The organism is Herbiconiux solani NBRC 106740 (assembly GCF_001571005.1).
Lineage (GTDB): Bacteria > Actinomycetota > Actinomycetes > Actinomycetales > Microbacteriaceae > Herbiconiux > Herbiconiux solani.
The window spans coordinates 33,732-49,984 of record NZ_BCST01000011.1 but is presented as its reverse complement, the minus strand read 5'-3'; the positions used below and the strand labels follow the sequence as shown (position 1 = coordinate 49,984).

Annotated in this window: 20 protein-coding genes and 1 tRNA gene; 7 read left to right on the top strand and 14 right to left on the bottom strand. The window is 71.8% G+C overall.

Going from position 1 to position 16,253, the window contains the following annotated elements; translation table 11 throughout:
• Positions 1-41: 41 nt before the first annotated feature.
• Positions 42-1,634: an FAD-dependent oxidoreductase gene (locus HSO01S_RS17030; protein ID WP_066043575.1), complete on the bottom strand. Its 1,593-nt coding sequence runs from the start codon at positions 1,632-1,634 to the stop codon at positions 42-44.
• A gap of 143 nt (positions 1,635-1,777) precedes the next feature.
• Between HSO01S_RS17030 and HSO01S_RS17025 the strand changes: the two genes are divergently transcribed.
• The gene (locus tag HSO01S_RS17025) at positions 1,778-1,996 is read left to right on the top strand and encodes a hypothetical protein (protein WP_066043572.1); all 219 of its coding nucleotides are present in this window, start codon (positions 1,778-1,780) and stop codon (positions 1,994-1,996) included.
• A gap of 74 nt (positions 1,997-2,070) precedes the next feature.
• On the opposite strand, the gene HSO01S_RS17020 is transcribed toward HSO01S_RS17025, so the two are convergent.
• From HSO01S_RS17020 to HSO01S_RS16995, 6 genes are all read right to left on the bottom strand, one after another.
• Positions 2,071-2,523: a hypothetical protein gene (locus tag HSO01S_RS17020; protein WP_066043569.1), complete on the bottom strand. Its 453-nt coding sequence runs from the start codon at positions 2,521-2,523 to the stop codon at positions 2,071-2,073.
• A 32-nt stretch (positions 2,524-2,555) separates the two neighbouring features.
• Positions 2,556-2,903, bottom strand: coding sequence for a hypothetical protein (locus HSO01S_RS17015; RefSeq protein ID WP_066043566.1), 348 nt, complete (start codon positions 2,901-2,903; stop codon positions 2,556-2,558).
• A 74-nt stretch (positions 2,904-2,977) separates the two neighbouring features.
• On the bottom strand, positions 2,978-3,574 hold the full coding sequence (epsC, locus tag HSO01S_RS17010) for a serine O-acetyltransferase EpsC (RefSeq protein WP_066043563.1): 597 nt from the start codon (positions 3,572-3,574) through the stop codon (positions 2,978-2,980).
• A 13-nt stretch (positions 3,575-3,587) separates the two neighbouring features.
• Complete coding sequence (cysK, locus tag HSO01S_RS17005) at positions 3,588-4,526, bottom strand: cysteine synthase A (RefSeq protein WP_066043560.1); 939 nt, start codon at positions 4,524-4,526, stop codon at positions 3,588-3,590.
• A gap of 173 nt (positions 4,527-4,699) precedes the next feature.
• Positions 4,700-5,095, bottom strand: coding sequence for a DUF4190 domain-containing protein (locus tag HSO01S_RS17000; protein ID WP_066043558.1), 396 nt, complete (start codon positions 5,093-5,095; stop codon positions 4,700-4,702).
• Between the two features lie 115 nt (positions 5,096-5,210).
• Positions 5,211-6,659, bottom strand: coding sequence for an MFS transporter (locus HSO01S_RS16995; protein ID WP_245636048.1), 1,449 nt, complete (start codon positions 6,657-6,659; stop codon positions 5,211-5,213).
• A gap of 152 nt (positions 6,660-6,811) precedes the next feature.
• Between HSO01S_RS16995 and HSO01S_RS16990 the strand changes: the two genes are divergently transcribed.
• The gene (locus HSO01S_RS16990; protein WP_066043555.1) at positions 6,812-7,435 is read left to right on the top strand and encodes a TMEM175 family protein; all 624 of its coding nucleotides are present in this window, start codon (positions 6,812-6,814) and stop codon (positions 7,433-7,435) included.
• Here HSO01S_RS16990 and HSO01S_RS16985 read toward each other — a convergent pair.
• Entirely contained in the window at positions 7,398-8,648 is a 1,251-nt protein-coding gene (locus HSO01S_RS16985) for an MFS transporter (protein ID WP_066043679.1), read from the bottom strand. The genes HSO01S_RS16990 and HSO01S_RS16985 overlap by 38 nt on opposite strands.
• Before the next feature lie 134 nt (positions 8,649-8,782).
• Here HSO01S_RS16985 and HSO01S_RS16980 point away from each other — a divergent pair, with 134 nt between their 5' ends.
• Complete coding sequence (locus tag HSO01S_RS16980; protein ID WP_066043552.1) at positions 8,783-9,550, top strand: GntR family transcriptional regulator; 768 nt, start codon at positions 8,783-8,785, stop codon at positions 9,548-9,550.
• 144 nt (positions 9,551-9,694) lie between these two features.
• Here the strand turns inward: HSO01S_RS16980 and HSO01S_RS16975 are convergent, their stop codons facing one another.
• A complete protein-coding gene (locus HSO01S_RS16975) occupies positions 9,695-10,555 on the bottom strand; it encodes an alpha/beta fold hydrolase (protein WP_157079139.1) in 861 nt (286 codons plus the stop codon).
• Positions 10,556-10,629: 74 nt separating this feature from the next.
• On the opposite strand from HSO01S_RS16975, the gene HSO01S_RS16970 reads away from it, so the two are divergent.
• Complete coding sequence (locus HSO01S_RS16970) at positions 10,630-11,028, top strand: YchJ family protein (RefSeq protein ID WP_066043545.1); 399 nt, start codon at positions 10,630-10,632, stop codon at positions 11,026-11,028.
• Positions 11,029-11,096: 68 nt separating this feature from the next.
• Entirely contained in the window at positions 11,097-11,450 is a 354-nt protein-coding gene (locus HSO01S_RS16965) for a hypothetical protein (RefSeq protein ID WP_066043542.1), read from the top strand.
• Between the two features lie 59 nt (positions 11,451-11,509).
• On the opposite strand, the gene HSO01S_RS16960 is transcribed toward HSO01S_RS16965, so the two are convergent.
• The 4 genes from HSO01S_RS16960 to HSO01S_RS16945 all read right to left on the bottom strand — a co-directional run bounded on the left by HSO01S_RS16960 (position 11,510) and on the right by HSO01S_RS16945 (position 14,602).
• A complete protein-coding gene (locus HSO01S_RS16960) occupies positions 11,510-12,343 on the bottom strand; it encodes an anti-sigma factor (protein ID WP_066043539.1) in 834 nt (277 codons plus the stop codon).
• Positions 12,330-12,884 carry an RNA polymerase sigma factor gene (locus HSO01S_RS16955; protein WP_306306987.1) on the bottom strand — a complete coding sequence of 185 codons (555 nt, stop codon included), beginning with the start codon at positions 12,882-12,884 and terminating at the stop codon, positions 12,330-12,332. Before HSO01S_RS16955 ends, HSO01S_RS16960 begins: the two co-directional genes overlap by 14 nt.
• Before the next feature lie 105 nt (positions 12,885-12,989).
• Positions 12,990-13,667: a class F sortase gene (locus tag HSO01S_RS16950; RefSeq protein WP_066043532.1), complete on the bottom strand. Its 678-nt coding sequence runs from the start codon at positions 13,665-13,667 to the stop codon at positions 12,990-12,992.
• Between the two features lie 101 nt (positions 13,668-13,768).
• Positions 13,769-14,602 carry a DUF4397 domain-containing protein gene (locus HSO01S_RS16945; protein WP_066043531.1) on the bottom strand — a complete coding sequence of 278 codons (834 nt, stop codon included), beginning with the start codon at positions 14,600-14,602 and terminating at the stop codon, positions 13,769-13,771.
• Between the two features lie 283 nt (positions 14,603-14,885).
• Between HSO01S_RS16945 and HSO01S_RS18890 the strand changes: the two genes are divergently transcribed.
• Positions 14,886-15,212, top strand: coding sequence for a hypothetical protein (locus tag HSO01S_RS18890; protein WP_157079138.1), 327 nt, complete (start codon positions 14,886-14,888; stop codon positions 15,210-15,212).
• A gap of 31 nt (positions 15,213-15,243) precedes the next feature.
• Positions 15,244-15,624, top strand: a complete 381-nt coding sequence (locus tag HSO01S_RS16935; RefSeq protein WP_066043525.1) for a VOC family protein — start codon at positions 15,244-15,246, stop codon at positions 15,622-15,624.
• A gap of 549 nt (positions 15,625-16,173) precedes the next feature.
• Here HSO01S_RS16935 and HSO01S_RS16930 read toward each other — a convergent pair.
• Positions 16,174-16,250: transfer RNA gene (locus HSO01S_RS16930), tRNA-Arg, on the bottom strand.
• Between the last annotated feature and the right edge of the window lie 3 nt (positions 16,251-16,253).

The window sequence follows — 16,253 nt, the reverse complement described above, 5'->3', positions numbered from 1 at the left end:
CCCTCAGCGCGCTCCGTGCCGCGCACATATCCGGCTCCCCCTCAGCGCGCCCCGTGCCGCGCGCGCACCCGGGGCAGCACCGGAAGGTCCTCGACCGCCGGGCCCTCGAGCCGCGTGCCGTCGGCGGCGAACCGCGAGGAGTGCAGCGGGCAGTCCCAGGAGCGCTCCGCGTCGTTCCACTCCAGCACGCCGCCGAGGTGCGGGCAGACCGCGCTGACCGCACAGGTCACGCCGTCGACCGTCGAGATGCCGACGGGCCGGCCCTTCGTGTTCGCCACCACGCCCTCGCCCTCGGCCGGGCGCGGCACGGGCACCGGGCGGCGCTCGGCTCCCAGCCAGCCCTTGGCGGCCTCGAGGCCCACGGCCGCACCGGCGCTCGCGCCGCGCCCGATGTCGGCCGGCTTGGTGAGCCGGGTGCCGAGCACCTGGTGCCAGCCGGCCCGCTCCGACCGCGGCTCGCCGAGGATCTCGGAGCGCAGGCGGAGCGCCGCCGCGACGCCGTTCGTCAGCCCCCACTTGGCGTAGCCCGTGGCGATGTAGACGCGCCCCCGACCACGGGGCAGAGCGCCGACGAAGGGGATCAGGTTGTGCGACTCGTAGTCCTGGGCCGACCAGGAGTGGGTCAGCCGGGCGCCCGGCCAGAACCGGCCCGTCCACGCGACGAGATCCTCGACCCGCTCCTCCTCGCTCATCGACCCGGGCCGGCCCACCTCGTGGCCGTTGCCGCCGATCACGAGCTGCACCCCGCCCTCCTCGTGCGGTGCCGACCTCACCGACCGCGACGCGGCCGGGCCGCCGGAATCCGGGTCGCCGATCGAGAGGAACATGCCGAGCGGGAGGGAGTCGGCCTCCTCGCCGGGCACGACGAAGGAGGTGGCGTAGCTGCGCATCCCGTGCAGCTTGGCGAAGTAGAGGCCGCGGTCGAGGATCGGCGTCCCGGTGGCGAGCACGACCGACCGGCCGGTGACCGCTCCCCCGACCGAGCCCGTGGCCGCATCGCCCTCGACCCGCACGACGGCCGGGTCGGAGGCCCGCACCCCGACGACCCGGGCGCCGGTGTGGATGACGCCTCCGGCTGCGACGAACGCCCCGGCGAGGGCGTCGAGCACGTCCATCGAGTCGAACTGGGCCTGGTCCGGCAGCGCCACCCCGAACGCGAACGGGAAGGGCAGGTCGAGCGCGTCGCCGTCGACCAGCGACACGGGGAGCCCTGCCTCGCGGGCCGCGTGATACTCGGAGTCGACGGTGTCGGCCGCATCCGGATGCTGGGCGTAGCTGTACGCGGTGCGCCGCTCGACGGGCACGCCGGCGCGCTCGCAGAACTCCAGCAGCCAGTCCTGCCCGTCGCGGTTCATATCGACGTAGGCGCGAAGGATGCGGCGGGAATGGTGCTTCCGGATCGTCGAGAGCCGGCTGCCCTGCAGCAGCGAGAGCTTGCCGGTCGTGTTGCCGGAGGCGAGGGCTCCGATGTCCCTTGCCTCGAGCACCACCACCCGGCGGCCCGCCTCGGCCAGGAGGAGGGCGGTGGTCAGCCCGGTGAGGCCGGCGCCGACGACCACGTCGTCGTAGGCCCGTCCCGGTTCGAAGGGTGTGCCCGGGAACGGCGCCCGGCCTGCTCGCCACAAGGAGGTCATTCTCCAGTTGACCCCCGCACGCGCCGCGCCGGTAGGGGCTTCGACAACGGTCTGTCGACAGCGTGCCCGATTCGTGCCTACGGTTGTCTCACACGACTCGGACGCCGCATGACCGGGCGTCCCCACCACCTCAAGGAGCAGCAATGGCCGACCTGAACGAGCGCATCAACGAGCCCGACGAGACCAAGGAGTTCTCGCTCTCCGACCAGGAGCTGCAGAACGCCGACCTCGACCAGGACGTCGACCTGGACGAGACCTCGGACATCGACGCCGACCCCGAGGTCACCGACGAGATCGCGATCGACCCGGTCTTCGACGACGACGCCGAGGTGCTGCACGACAACTTCGGCTACGAGGAGTAGACCGCTCCGCGGATCGACGGCCGCAGCCGGACCCTGACGGCCGCCGGTCGTTACAGCGTCACGGCGTCACGCCGTTACGGCGCCGGGGGCACCGCTTCGTGGTGCCTCCGGCCCGGCGTCCGCCGATCCTCCTTCATCTCCGCTTCGAAGAGGTGCCGCCTGCCACCGGCGAGCTCGTCCCGAGCCGACTTCTCCGCGGCCTTGAAGGCGTCGTAGTACCCGTCGTCGAACTCCTCGACGAGCTGGAACGTCCAGCGCCCCTCGAGCACGTTCCGCCCGATCAGGTCGCGCTCGATCTCGTCGGCCCGCTCGGTGTGACCGGCTTCCCGCAGCGCATCCACGGCCTCGCCCAGGGCGAGATCGGCCTTCCCCGTCAGACGGTGGAAGCCGTAGAGGAAGCCGCGGGCCTGCTCCACCACCTCGAGCACCTCGGAGAGCTTGCCGAGCGCCGCCACCGTCGCGTCGTCGACGCCCTCGGGGCGGGTGTGCTCCGCATCCGGACCCTGCTGCCGTGCCTCGTGCTCCATCGCGCGAACCCTCCTGCTACTGGACCGGCCCGCTACTGGACCGGGTAGTCCTCGGTGTACAGCTCGCCCGAGTCGTCGTCGGGGATGACGACGGCCCTCGCCACCGGAGTCTGCCGCTGCAGCAGCCGCTCCAGCTCGCCTGCGGCCTCCGAGAAGTCGGGCTCCTCGCCGTCCCAGTCCTCCGGCACCGAGAGCACGTCGTTGCCGACGCCGATCACGAGTTCGGCGGTACTCGGCCCGCCACCCGCCTCGGGCACGATCGGGATCTCGACGGCCTGGGCCTTGCCCCGGTCGGCCAGTGCGGCGGTGAGATCGATGAGCCGCTCGGCGACGTCGTCGGTCGTTATGAGCGTTCCTCCGGCATAGGTGATGCAGCGCATCCGTTCACTGTGCCATGACGCGCCCCCTCCCGCACGGGGGCCGGGGGATCACGTAGGCGCGACGGCGGAACCGCTCAGATGTAGATCGCCGGATCGAGGTAGAAGGCGGGGTCGCTCAGCGATTCGGCGCCCCCGCCCCGGTGCGCGAGGTCGCGGGCTGGGATTCCGACGAGGATCGAGCCGGCCGGCGCATCCCGCACCACCACCGCGCCCGCGCCGACACTGCTGTCCGAGCCCACAGTCACCGGACCGAGGATCGTCGCGTTCGCGCCGACCGTCACCCGGTCGCCGAGCGTCGGATGCCGCTTCTCGCGGCGCACGCTCTTCCCGCCCAGGGTCACGCCGTGGTACAGCATGACGTCGTCGCCGATCACCGCGGTCTCACCGATCACGACGCCCATGCCGTGATCGATGAACAGGCGCCGGCCGATCCGTGCGCCGGGGTGGATCTCGACGCCGGTGAGGAAGCGCGCGTACTGCGACAGCAACCGCGCCGGCAGCTTCAGCCCCGGCGCCCGCCACCAGCGGTGGGCGACCCGGTGGAACCAGACCGCGTGCACGCCGGGGTAGGCGAGCACGATCTCGAGCGAGCTCCGGGCGGCGGGGTCGCGCAATCGCGCGGTGCGCACGTCTTCGCGCAGCCGCGACAGCAGGCCGCCGGCCGATGCCACTCCGGATGCCCGGTCAGTCGCCGTAGCCGGCCCAGAGCGGGGTCGAGATGTAGCGCTCACCCAGGTCGCACACCACGGCCACGACCGTCTTGCCCGCGTTCTCGGGGCGCTTCGCGACCTCGAGGGCGGCGTACATGATCGCACCGGAGGAGATGCCCGCCATGATGCCCTCCTCGCTCGCCAGCTCGCGGCCGACCCGGATCGCGTCGTCCAGGCTCACGTCGACGATCTCGTCGTAGACCGTGCGGTCGAGGATCGGGGGCACGATGTTCGCGCCGATGCCCTGGATCTTGTGCGGCCCGGCGGTGCCCTGGGTCAGCAGCGGCGAGTCCAGCGGCTCGACGCCGACGATCTGCACGCCGGGCTTGCGCTCCTTCAGCACCTGGCCGACGCCGGTGATGGTGCCTCCGGTGCCGATGCCGGCGACGAAGATGTCGACGGCGCCGTCCGTGTCGTCCCAGATCTCCTCGGCCGTGGTCGCACGGTGCACCGCGGGGTTCGCCTCGTTCTCGAACTGGCGGGCCAGGATCGAGTTCGGGGTCGAGTCGACGATCTCGGTCGCCTTCGCGAGCGCCCCGCGGATGCCCTCGGCACCCGGGGTGAGCACGATCTCGGCGCCGTACGCGCGCATCACGACGCGGCGCTCGGTCGAAGCGGTCTCCGGCATCGTGATCACCACGCGGTAGCCGCGGGCGGCGCCGACCATGGCGAGCGCGATGCCCGTGTTGCCGCTCGTGCCCTCGACGATCGTGCCGCCGGGCTGCAGGGCGCCGGACTTCTCGGCAGCGTCGACGATGGCGACGCCGATCCGGTCTTTCACGCTGTTCGCGGGGTTGTAGAACTCGAGCTTGCCGAGCACGGTGGCGTCGATGCCCTCGGCGAGCTTGTTGATTCGCACGAGCGGGGTGCGCCCGACGAGTTCGGTGACGTCGTTGTAGATGCGAGCTGACATGCGATGGCGGCTTTCTGCGAGCGGGCGGTTCGGGTGGAGCGTCTCTCCAACTCTAGTTCGGCCCCGCCGTTCCGCGTCCAGGGATGACGAGAGCCCCGCCTGCCCTCGAGGGGCGGACGGGGCTCTCGATCGCCGGGTCGTCGCGTGGTGTCACGCGACGGACGGGCGACGGATCAGTAGCCGCAGGTGTAGCGGACGCCGTCGATGATGTGCTCACCGGGGCCGAGGTCGGCGCACTGGCTGACGAGCGCGGATGCGGCGACGATCGAGATGATCACGATGATGATCCCGATCACGGTCAGGATCGCGCCGACGATGATGCCGGCGGTGGCGATGCCGTTCGGGACACCCGCCTTCCGCGACTGCACCTTCGCGACGATGCTCAGGATGAGGCCGATCACCGGCGCGAGGAACGCCAGGATGAGGCCCACGATGCCGAGCGTCTTGCCGGGCACGGGCCCGGGTGCGGCGTAGCCCTGGGCGGGCGGTGCCGCCTGGTACTGCGGTGCGGCGGGCGCAGGCGGCGGTGTCGGCTGGCCGTTCACGGGCGGCTGGTTCTGGTCTGTCATCGGACGTCCCCTCTCGTTGGATGCTCCAAGGTGCTTCGAAGGCTACCGTGAAGCAGCCGCGTCGGCAGGACAATTCGACGGAGGGCCGGAGTATTACTCGGAAGTCGACCGCCGGCTACACAGCGGGTTTGACCGTCTCGGAGGCCGGGACCGCGACGACATCGTCGGCATCCGGGATGCTCGCGCGGTCGTACCGGGTGTGGTGCTTGGGCAGGAACACGGCGCAGAGCACGCCGACCACCGCGGCGACGGCCGAGATGACGAAAGCGGTCTGGAATCCCGAGGCGCTCGGCGTGGTGACACCGTTCGCCGTGACCAGGTTGGCCGAGAGGACGACGCCCAGCACCGCACTCGCGACGGTCGACCCGAGGGTGCGCATGACGGAGTTGAGACCGTTCGAGGCGGCCGTCTCGGACGCCGGTACGGCGGCCATGATCAGCGTCGGCATGGCCGCGTACGCGAAGCCCACGCCGAAGCCGATCGCCGTGGCGATCACCACCGTGTGCCAGACCTCGCTCATCAGGAACAGGGCGAGCACGTAGCCCACGGCGATGATCGCGATGCCGAGGAGCAGGCTCGTCCGGGCACCGCGAGCGCGGGTCAGGCGCGAGGCGACGGGGGACATCGCCCACATCACCAGGCCGCTGGGCACGAGACACAGGCTCGCGACGAGCATCGGCTGCCCGAGCCCGACCCCGGTCCCGGTCGGGGCCTCGAGCAGCTGCGGCAGCACGACGGTGCTGGCGAAGAAGGCGAAGCCGACCGTCACCGAGGCGAGGTTCGTCAGCAGCACCGTGCGGCGCGCCGCGACCCGCAGGTCGATCAGCGGGCTCGGGATGCGCAGCTCGAACACGCCCCAGAGCACGAGCACGACCACGCCGGCCGCGAGCGACCCGAGGGTGACGGGGCTGCCCCAGCCCCAGCTGTTGCCCTTCGAGACGGCGAGCAGGATGGCCGTGAGCCCGATGCCGAGCCCGATCGCGCCGAGGAAGTCGAAGCGGCCCTCGCTCCGGAGGGTGCTGACCGGGATCAGGCGCCAGACGAGGACGAGGCCGATCAGCGCGAGCGCGCCGGAGAGCACGAACAGGAAGTGCCAGTCGAGGTACTGCGAGATCAGGGCGGCGACCGGAAGACCGACAGCGCCGCCGACGCCGAGCGTGGCGCTGACCAGGGCCACACCGCCGCCGAGCTTGTCGCGGTGCAGCACGTCGCGCAGGATGCTGATACCGAGCGGGATCACGCCGATGCCGGCACCCTGCAGCCCGCGCCCGATGATCAGGGGGATGAGCGAGGTCGCGAAGAACGCGACGACCGAGCCGACGACGACCAGGGCGAGCACGACCAGCACCATCCGGCGCTTGCCATAGAGGTCGCCGAGGCGGCCGGTGATGGGCGTGGCGACCGCTGCGGCGAGCAGCGTCACGGTCACGGCCCACTGCGAGTCCTCGGCCGAGACGCCCAGGATCTGGGGCAGTTCGGGCACGAGCGGGGTCAGCAGCGTCATCATGAACGCGGCCACCAGACCGGTGAAGGCCAGGGCGAACACGACGGCCCGCTGGTTCACGGGCTTCCGCAGGCGCTCGCGTTCGGCTTCGCTCAGCCAGGTGTCGTTGGCGCTGATGATAGTTACCCCCTGTGAAATAAGTTTACGCTTCTCCAACCCGCCGGACCGGGCGGGTATTCCCGGGCCCGGCGCATCCATCGGGATAATGGACCATGCACACCGAGCGGGGCTTCGATCGGCTCGTCAATTTCAGCGACGCGGTGGTGGCGATCGCGATCACTCTGCTGATCCTGCCGCTGGTCGAGACGGCCACCGAGCTCAGCGAGATCTCGGTCGTCCAGCTGCTCGAGCAGGACAGCTCGAAGCTGCTCGTCTTCGTCATCAGCTTCGCGGTGATCGGACGGTTCTGGCTGGCCCATCACCGCATCTTCGAGAACATCCAGGACTACACGCCGGGCCTGATGTGGGTGAACCTCGCGTGGCTGCTGACGATCGTGTTCCTCCCCTTCCCGACCGAGCTGATCGCGACCGACGGCGGTTCGTCGGCGACGACCTCGCTGCTCTACATCGGCACGATGGTGCTGACCAGTTTCACCAGCGCCTGGCTGCAATGGATCATCGTGCGACACCCGCAGCTTCAGCGGGAGGAGATCCGGGGGACGGTGCGGATGCGGCCGGCGCTCATCGCGCTCGCCCTGATGGCGCTGGCCCTGCTGATCGCACTGATCTTCCCCGCCGTCGGGCTGTTCGCGCTGTTCGCGGTGGCCCTCACCGGGCCGATCCAGCACCTGCTGCGGGTCAGAGACGATCGAGCTCGGCCGACGGCCGCGGGATGAGCGGGGTCGCAGCGACCGGGAACAGTGCGACCACGGCGAAGGCGGCCGGGTAGCCGATCAGTCCGATCAGGGCGCCGACCCCGGGGCCCACGATCGCTGCGGCGAGGAACTGCGCCGTGTTCTGCGCACCGAGCGCCCGGCCCGCCCAGGCGGATCCGGCGACCTCGGCCACGGAGGTGAAGGCGAGCCCGTTGTCGGCGACCGAGACGGTGGTCGCGACGACGAACACGATCGCGGCGGCGATCGCGAACCCCGGCTCGGGCAGCGCCCCCGTTCCGGCCAGCAGGAGCATGACGGCCGCCGCGAGCACGGCCACGATGGCGAGGGGGCGCACGCGGCTGCCCATCCGGTCGCTCCAGACGCCCACCGCGATACGGCCGAGAGCGCCCACGAACTGCGCGACCCCGACGATCACGCCGGCGAGCAGCGGGTCGAGGCCGACCTGGGTGATCAGCCAGACCAGGCCGAAGGTCGAGAGGGTGAACTGGGGCACGACGAGCAGCACCGAGACGGCGTGGATGCGCCAGAGGAAGCTGCTGGAGCGGTAGGGGTTGGCGGAGACGGGCTTCAGCACCGGTGCGCCGGGGGTCTGGGCCTGGTGTGCTTGTGCTTGTGCTTGTCGTTGGGCCTGGGCAGCGGGCGTCGCCCGCGGCGGGTTCACGATGCCGATCGCGCAGGCCACCGCGAACACGGCGGTGAGCACGAACGGCACGAGCAGGGCGGCGGCGATCCCGGCCGTCGCGGCGACCCCGGGCACGACGAGGGCCGCGATCGTGACGCCGAGCGGCTGGGCCATCTGACGGATGCCCATCGCGAGTCCGCGGCGATCCTTCGGGAACCAGCCCACGACGACCCGCCCGCTCGCGGCGTTCGTGCTGGCGGATGCGGCGCCGCCGAGCAGCAGGAAGAACCCCAGCGCGACGTACCCGCCCGCGAGCATCGCCCCGGCCGCGGCGAGCGCGGTCAGCGCCATCCCGCCCGCGATCACCCAGCGTTCGCCGATGCGGTCGGCGAGCGCACCCCAGGCGATCAGGGTCAGGACCAGGCCGACCGAGGGAGCGGCCGAGAGCAGCCCGGCCTCGGCGAGGCTGAGGCCGCGTTCGGCGTGCAGGAGCGGGATGAGGAAGGCGGGGGTGCTCACGAAGACCGTGCCGGAGATCTGCGCGCCGAGGCCGAGGGCGAGCACGCGCCAGGCCCGGGCGGCGTGGGGCATGGGCGCGCGGTCGGGACGGCGGGGGCCGGACACGGTGTCTCCTTCGTGGGTCGGTGCGCGCGGCGGAGCCTCTGCGGGATGCCAGCACGTTAGAGTGACGGTACACCACTTTGGGATACCAAGAACGGACGGCGATGACCGAGCTCTCCTCCCCCTCCGGGGCCGCGCAGGTGTTCGAGCGGCTCCGAACCGCTGTGCTCACGCTGGAACTCCTGCCGGGCGAACGGCTGACCGAGCGCGGGATCGAGGCCGCTTTCGGTGCGTCACGCACTCCGGTCAGGGCGGCGCTGGCCCGGCTCGAGGGTGAAGGGCTGGTGCGGCGCGAGGGTCGCGGCTGGCGGGTCTCGCCGATCGACATCGCCGAGGTCCACGCGCTCGCCGAGCTTCGGGCCGCCCTCGAGCCGGCGGCCGTCCGCCTGGCCGCTGCGCGGCTGAGTGCGGAGGCCGAGTCGGCAGGTTCGGTCGTGCAGGCGGAGGCGGAGCTCGTAGGCTCGGCAGCGATCGCGCTGACCGGTCTCTCGCAGCAGCTTGACCGGATGCGGCCATCCACTGCCCCGCGAGAGGAGTCGTCGGCCCCGGCCGCGCTCGAGGCGGGCAGCCGGTTCCACGTCGAGCTGGCGGCGCTCTCGGGAAACGCCCCGATGACCGAGGCGATCCAGGGCGCGATGACCCGGCTCGCCCGCACGCGCTACCTCGAGGTGCGCACGCCGGAGTCGAGCGAGCGCGCCTGGGTCGAGCACCGGGCCGTGCTCGACGCGCTCCTGGCAGGGGATGCGGAGGGTGCGGCCGCGCTGATCGAGCGTCACATCCGCGAGACCGACGAGCGCCTGGTCGCCTTCCTCACCGCCGAGCGCACGCGCTTCCGGGCGAGCGGCCTGGCGGTCGAGGCCACCCCGGCCTGACCCGCCACCGGCCCGGCGCCCGCCGATGTGACCGGCCTGAGGCGCGACCGTCCGACGGCGTGACCGTCGGACCGCGCGACCGGTGGACGGCGTGAGCGGCCGACGGCGCGGGGACTTGGCGGCCAGGGCGCCCGGCGGCGGGGCTCAGTCGAGCGCCGTCAGGAACTCCACGACCGCCGCCTTGAACTCGCGCGAGGTCACCGCGGTCACGTGGTTGCGGCCCGGCAGGGCGACGAAGGACGCGTGCGGCAGCTCGGCGGCGAGCTCCTCCACGGCCGGCGCCAGCGGATCCTCCGTCCCCGCCGCGAACAGCATCGGCTGCCGCGGGATCGCCGCCCGCGGCCGGAACCCCGCCCGCCGCTGCGCCTCCGCGAGCCGCGCCAGCGCATGCGGATCGTTCCCGGCCACCCCGCGCATCATGGCGACGTACCGAGCCGTCACAGCATCCGCCTCGCCGCCCCGGCCCACGCCGGGCGCCTCGACCGCTAGGGCCGCCCGGGCCGCGGCGAGGTCGAAGCCCGCGAAGGACCCGGTGACCGCGGGGGCGCCCAGCACCAGCGAGCGCACGCGGTCGGGATGCCGCACCGCGAGATCCCAGACCAGTCGCGCGCCGAGCGAGTAGCCGATCAGGTGCGCCGCCCCCACGCCCTGGTCGTCGAGCACCGCGAGCAGGTCGTCGCGGAACCGCGCGAGCGCGTACTCGCTCAGCCGGCGCGGCCGGTCGCTCTCGCCGTGGCCGCGCAGATCGGGCGCGATCACGAAGAAGCCGGCGTCGGTGAGCGGCCCGGTCCACCGCGCGCGCACCCAGTTGGCCGAGCGGTTCGACGCGAACCCGTGCACGAGCATCACGGCCGGGTTCCGCGGATCCCCCGCGGTCTCGTAGGCGATCCGCACCCCGCGGACCGTCACGGCTTCCGCCGTCACCGCGTCCGCCGTCGCCGCTTTCCCCGCCGTCATCGCCGTCCCCGCTGCAGTCGAGCCATCCGTCACTGTCGATCCGTCCACCCCAGAACCCTACGTCCGGCTCGGGCTGTGCCGGACGACGGGCATCCCGATCGAGGCCCACCGATAATTGGAGGATGACCACGGCTCCCCTGGACGACGGCGCCCGCTGCCCCTGCCTGAGCGGCGAGACCTACGGCGCGTGCTGCGGCCCGTTGCACCGCGGAATCGCTGAGGCCCCCACCGCCGAACGCCTGATGCGGTCGCGCTACTCGGCGTTCGCGATCGGCGACGCCGACTACCTGCTGCGCACCTGGCATCCGTCGACCCGGCCGGCCGCGCTCGAGCTCGACGACGGCATGCGCTGGTACCGACTCGACATCCTCTCCCGCACCGGCGGCGGCCTCGGCGAGCGCGAGGGCACCGTCGAGTTCACCGCGCGCTACAAGACGCCCGGTGGCCCGGCCGGCGAGCAGCACGAACTCAGCCGCTTTCTCCGCACCGACGGCCGCTGGTTCTACGTCGACGCCGTCTGACGCGACGACCGATCGACCCACCCCGCCCCGCCCGGCCCGTGACGCACGGCCCCCGGTACCCTTGGCGCATGCGAGCGGACTGGATCGAGCACCGGCGCGCCGACGACGGCGAACGGGTGGGATGGATGGAACCCGACGGCGACGGGTTCGTCGCGATCGATCTCCTCGGACGGCCGCGCACCGATCCGGTCGACTGGCTGACCGCCGAGGAGACGCTCGACGCGCTCGGCCTGGGCTACCTCGCCGACCCCTACGAGCTGCGGCTCGACGACGGGTCGTGGCTTCGGGTGCGGATCGCCGAGGCGACGCCCAGCACGATCCGGGTCAAGAAGGACGACTGGGGCGACATGACGGCCACGCAGATCTACTACTCGGTGCCCTTCCCGGTCACCGCGGAGGTGCTGCGGCCCCTCGAGCGCTGACCGGCCGCAGCCCAGTCCAGCCGCAGCCCAGACCAGCTGCAGCCCCGTTCATCCGCAACTCAGATCGGGTGCAGCTCGCCGCGGATGATCGAGTTGCCCGAGTGCCCCGGGTCGCCGTCGTCGGTCTCGGCAGAGATGTCGACGAGCGAGTACTGGGTCAGGTCGATCCCCTCCGGCACGTCGAAGCGCCCCTCCGAGCCCTCGAGGTAGCCGACGCTCACGAGCGCGGTCCCGTCGCTCCGGATCAGCCACACCTCGCGCAGACCGTCCACCGAGGGGCCGGCGCTCGTCGCCGCATCCACGTCGACCACCAGTTGGCGGACGCCCTCGGAGTTCTCCTCGATCACCGCGCTGCCCCGGGCATCCGGCCAGTCCGGGAACGGCGAGAGGTCCGCGCCCGCGAGCACGACCCCCGCATCCGCCTGCCGGCTCGTCTGCACCCAGACGCCGATGCCCGCACCGGCGACCAGACCGAACAGCAGAGCGGATGCGGCGACCAGGATCACGAAGCGGGGCCGCGGGCGTCGTCGGCGCGGCCGCTCGGCATCGAGGTCGATGACGGGGGCGGGGCCGGCGACAGGAGCGGCACCAGGCGAGTCATCGACGGGAACAGCGGGCGCGACGGGCTCAGCGGGCACAGCGGGCGCAGCCGGCTCACCCGCAGCATCCTCGTCCCCCAGCCGCAGCTCCGAGCGGATACGCGACCACACCTCGGCCGGCGGGGCCACGAATTCGATCCCCTCGGCCGCGCGGCCGACCCCGACCGTGCGGGTCAGGGCCGCCAGCTCCTCGGTGCAGAGCGCGCACGCGGCCAGATGGGCGCGCTCGCCGTCATCCGGTGTCAGGTCGCCGAGCGCGATCAGCGCCAGGGCCTCGTCGTCAATATGCGTCATCGTTCACCTCCAAACGTGTTCGTAGCCGGACCAGACTTCGGCGGATATGACTTTTCACCGTACCGAGCGGCAACCCCAGATCATCGGCGATCTCGGTGTGCGTCAGGTCGGAGTAGAACGCGAGTCTCATGACATCGCGGGGCACGGGTTCGAGGCGATCGAGCTCCTCTGCCATGGTGAGCCGCTCGACGAGCTCGTCGGAGTGGTCCATCACGGCCACCGGCCGATCGGCGGCGTGCGCCTCCTCGGCCCGCCGCACCCGGCTGCGCGCCTCGTGCGCGTCGGCGATGCAGTGCCGCGTTATGCCGACCAGCCACGCGCCGAGCCGTGACTTCGAGGAGTCGTAGCGGTGCCGACTGCGCCAGGCCGCCACGAACACCTTCTGCGTCACGTCCTCGGCCTCGCCGTGGTCGCCGAGCGACCGCAGGGCGAGTGTGTGCACGAGCGCCGACCAGCGCGTGTAGGCCGCGGCCAGCCCGGCCTCGTCGCCGGCCGCGAAGGCGTCGGCGATCGCGGTCTCGTCCATCGGATCGTCGTTCACGTCAGCGTGCCGCCTCCTGCTCGGCCCACCGCCGCGGCGCACCGGTTCGGGTGTGCGTCTCGTACGGGGGTCGACCGCTGGGTCGAGCATAGCGGCGGGCTCCTCTCACGCGTCCGGGACAGCGGTCACGATGACGTTGCTGAGGTAGTGACCAGTCGAGTAGTCGAACTCGCCGCCGCAGGTGATCAGGGAGAGCCGGGGCGGCCCGGTGCGGTCGAAGACGGTGGCCCAGTCGATGCCGTTCTTGGCCTCGACGTCGACGGTCTGCACGACGAAGCGCTCGACCCGTCCGTCCTCGGCCGTGACGAGCACGACGGTGCCCGGTGCGGCATCCGTGAGCCGGGCGAACTGGCCGATGCCGTACTCGAGCGAGTCGACGTGTGAGGCGATCACGGTGCTGCCCGCGGCGCTCCACGGCGACGGCCCGAACCGGTACCAGGATGCGATCCCCGGGTCCGAGGGCAGGGCCAGGGCCCCGTCCGCATCCGTGCCCTCGGGGGCGACCGAGACGTCGACGCCGAGGTCGGGCACCTCCACCCGCACCGGCACGACCGTGGGGGCGGCCGCGGCGGCGCCGATCGAAGCGTCGGTGCGCGGCACGTCGGGAATGACCGGGGCTGCTGCGGCCCCGGTTCCGGATGCGGGGGTCGGCGTGGGAGTGGGGGTCTCGGTCGCGGTGACGGTCGGCGTGCTGTTCGAACCGGCCGCCTGCCCCGCATCCGCCCCTCCCGCGCAGCCGGCGAGGAGCAGGAGGGTCGCTGCGGCGAGCGCGATGCCGGACACGGCCGGGGCTGCAGGGGCCCCGGCCGTGCGCTCGGGAGCCCCCGGCCGGGATCCTCGGGTGAGGGATCCCGGCCGGGGACGGATGGGGCGGGGTGACCGGATCAGCGGTCCGCCTTGGCCGAGGCGAGGCGGCGGAGGCGAAGGCCACCGAACGCGGCGCCGATCAGCAGGATGATCGCGGCTCCGGCCCACAGGGGTGCGGCGTCGGCGGGGCGGTTGGTGGCGACCAGGCCCGCTTCACCGGCCGGGACTCCGCCCGGGTTCGAGTGCAGGCCGTCGATGGTCTGCGTGGCGAGCGCGAGGTTGCCCGCCTCGAGGCTGCCCCAGGCGTAGACGATCGTGTTGGTGCCCTCGGCGACCGTGACATCGGCCGGGCCGATGACGGGCGCCGTGGTGCCGGTGGCCGCGACCGAGGCCGAGACGGTGCCGGCCGGGAGGGTCAGCGACTGCTCGCCCGGGTTGGACAGGTTCGAGATCACGGCGGCTCCGCCGGCGAGCACGTCGACCGCGGGGGCCGCGGCGTCATGGCGCACCGTGAGGCGCCCCTGGCCGGCGGCCAACGTCGAGGTGTCGTTGGTGTAGAGCGTCGCGGTGGGCTTGCCAGCCGGGTCGAGGTGGGCCACGGCGGTGTAGTTGCCTCCGGCTGCCAGCGTCAGGTCGATGGGCCCGATGGCCGGGGCGCTCGCGTCGGCGGCGTCGGCCGCGGTGATGGCGACCGTGTAGGTGCCCGCCGGGAGCTCCAGTGGGCCGGCGAGGGTGCCGGGGGTGAAGTCGTCGAGGGTGAGGGCGTTGTTGACGTAGACGTCGACGGTGAGGCCCGGGACGGCGTGGAGCACCGAGAGCTTGGCGTCGCCGTCGGCGGCCGACGCGGGGATGGCGGTGGCGACCGCGATGAGGGCGCCGGCGGCGATGCCGGCGATGAGGGTCTTGCGCATGAGTACCTCCTGATCAGCTCCGAAGAGCAGCGGGAAAACGTCTTACACCCCCACTTCCGGCGGAACGGGCCATCCGGATGCACCCTGTCGGATTTTTTTCGAACTTCTTTCCCGAGTCGGCTCAGCGCGCGCCTCGTCCGGCCGATTTCGGCCGAGAGGCTGTGCGGATGGGCGCCGGGAGCGCACCATGGAGTCAGGCACCGGAGCCGCGCCGCCGGCGAGGCCGGTCGGAGTGGAGCAGATCGGAGCCGAGATGTCCGGCGAACGCGAAATGGATCCCAACATGGACGAATACGACTACTCCTTCCCCGAGACCGACTCGGCCTCCGGCGCCGACGGCCGAGCGCGCGGAGACGCCGGTACTCCGGCCACGGAAGGCGCGGGCGGCGATTCCGGTTCCAGCGCCGATTCCGGTTCCGGCCGCTCGGTCAGTGACCCCGATGCGAACCTCGCTCCCGACGACCCCGACGTCCCCGCGGCCGACCAGTCCACGGAGTCCGCGGCGGTCGACCCCGACCCCGCCGAGACCGGCTACCAGAACGGCCCCGACCCCGCGCCCGGCGCCGACGAGCACCCCGACAACCCCGACCCCGACATCGACGACCTCTGATCGAACCAGAGGCCGAAGCAGGCGAGGGGAGATGAGCGAGGGGTTGGACGTGCGCCGGGCGATCCCGGTGGTGCACGGCGACGACCCGGCCGCGGCGCGGTCGTTCTACGAGGGCCTGCTCGGGATGCGGGTGTCGATGGAGCAGGACGGCATGCTCCTGTTCGTCTCCCGCAGCACCCCCACGACCCAGGTGATCGTGATCTGGCCGAGTCCCACGGCGCTCGATCCCGAGCTGCTCGAGGTCGACATCTCGATCGAGGTCGACGACGCCGACCGCGCGTTCGCCCGCGCTGAAGAGGAGGGATGGCCGATCGTGCGCGGCCTCCGCGACGAGGTCTGGGGCATCCGCCGCTTCTTTGTCCGCGACCTCGCCGGCCACGTCGTCAACGTGGCGGCCCACCTCCGCCCATGAATTGCTTTCGGATCACTCTCCCAAGTTGTTCGCGACTGCATCGGAGCTACTCAGACCGGCGAGCGACTCGTACGCTCACCACGCCGTCAATCCGGAAAATTCCTGTGCGCACTCCTGACTGCAGAAGCGCCATGAAGGATCGACTGACCTTCCGCAACCGTTTTCGCAAGGATGACACCTACCGGCGAGGCTGTCTCGGAGTCGCCCCCGGAGAGCCGCGAAAAGGACACCGAGATACGGCAACCCCGGCAGAGCGACAGTGTTGTCCCATTCTCCGCGCCTCGTGCATCGGGGATTCCGCCGTTTGGATAGGGTCACAGATTGAGGATATATCAGTAATTATCAATAGCCCTCATTCGCGCATGCTCGCCCGCCGTGGGATGCGCCCGTGCTTGAGCAGGGAGCAGAGGGGTTGGTAATACCCCAGACCGATACTGAACTGGTCGGCAGCACCTCAAAGCTAAGGAGTCCTGGTCCAGCTCGTCACGTCGAGAAGAAGTCGGGGAGAAAAAGAACTCCCCCGGCATCCGGAGATGTCGGGGGAGTTATTGGTGCGCCCTAAGGGATTCGAACCCCTGGCCTTCTGATCCGTAGTCAGACGCTCTATCCAGCTGAGCTAAGGGCGCAAG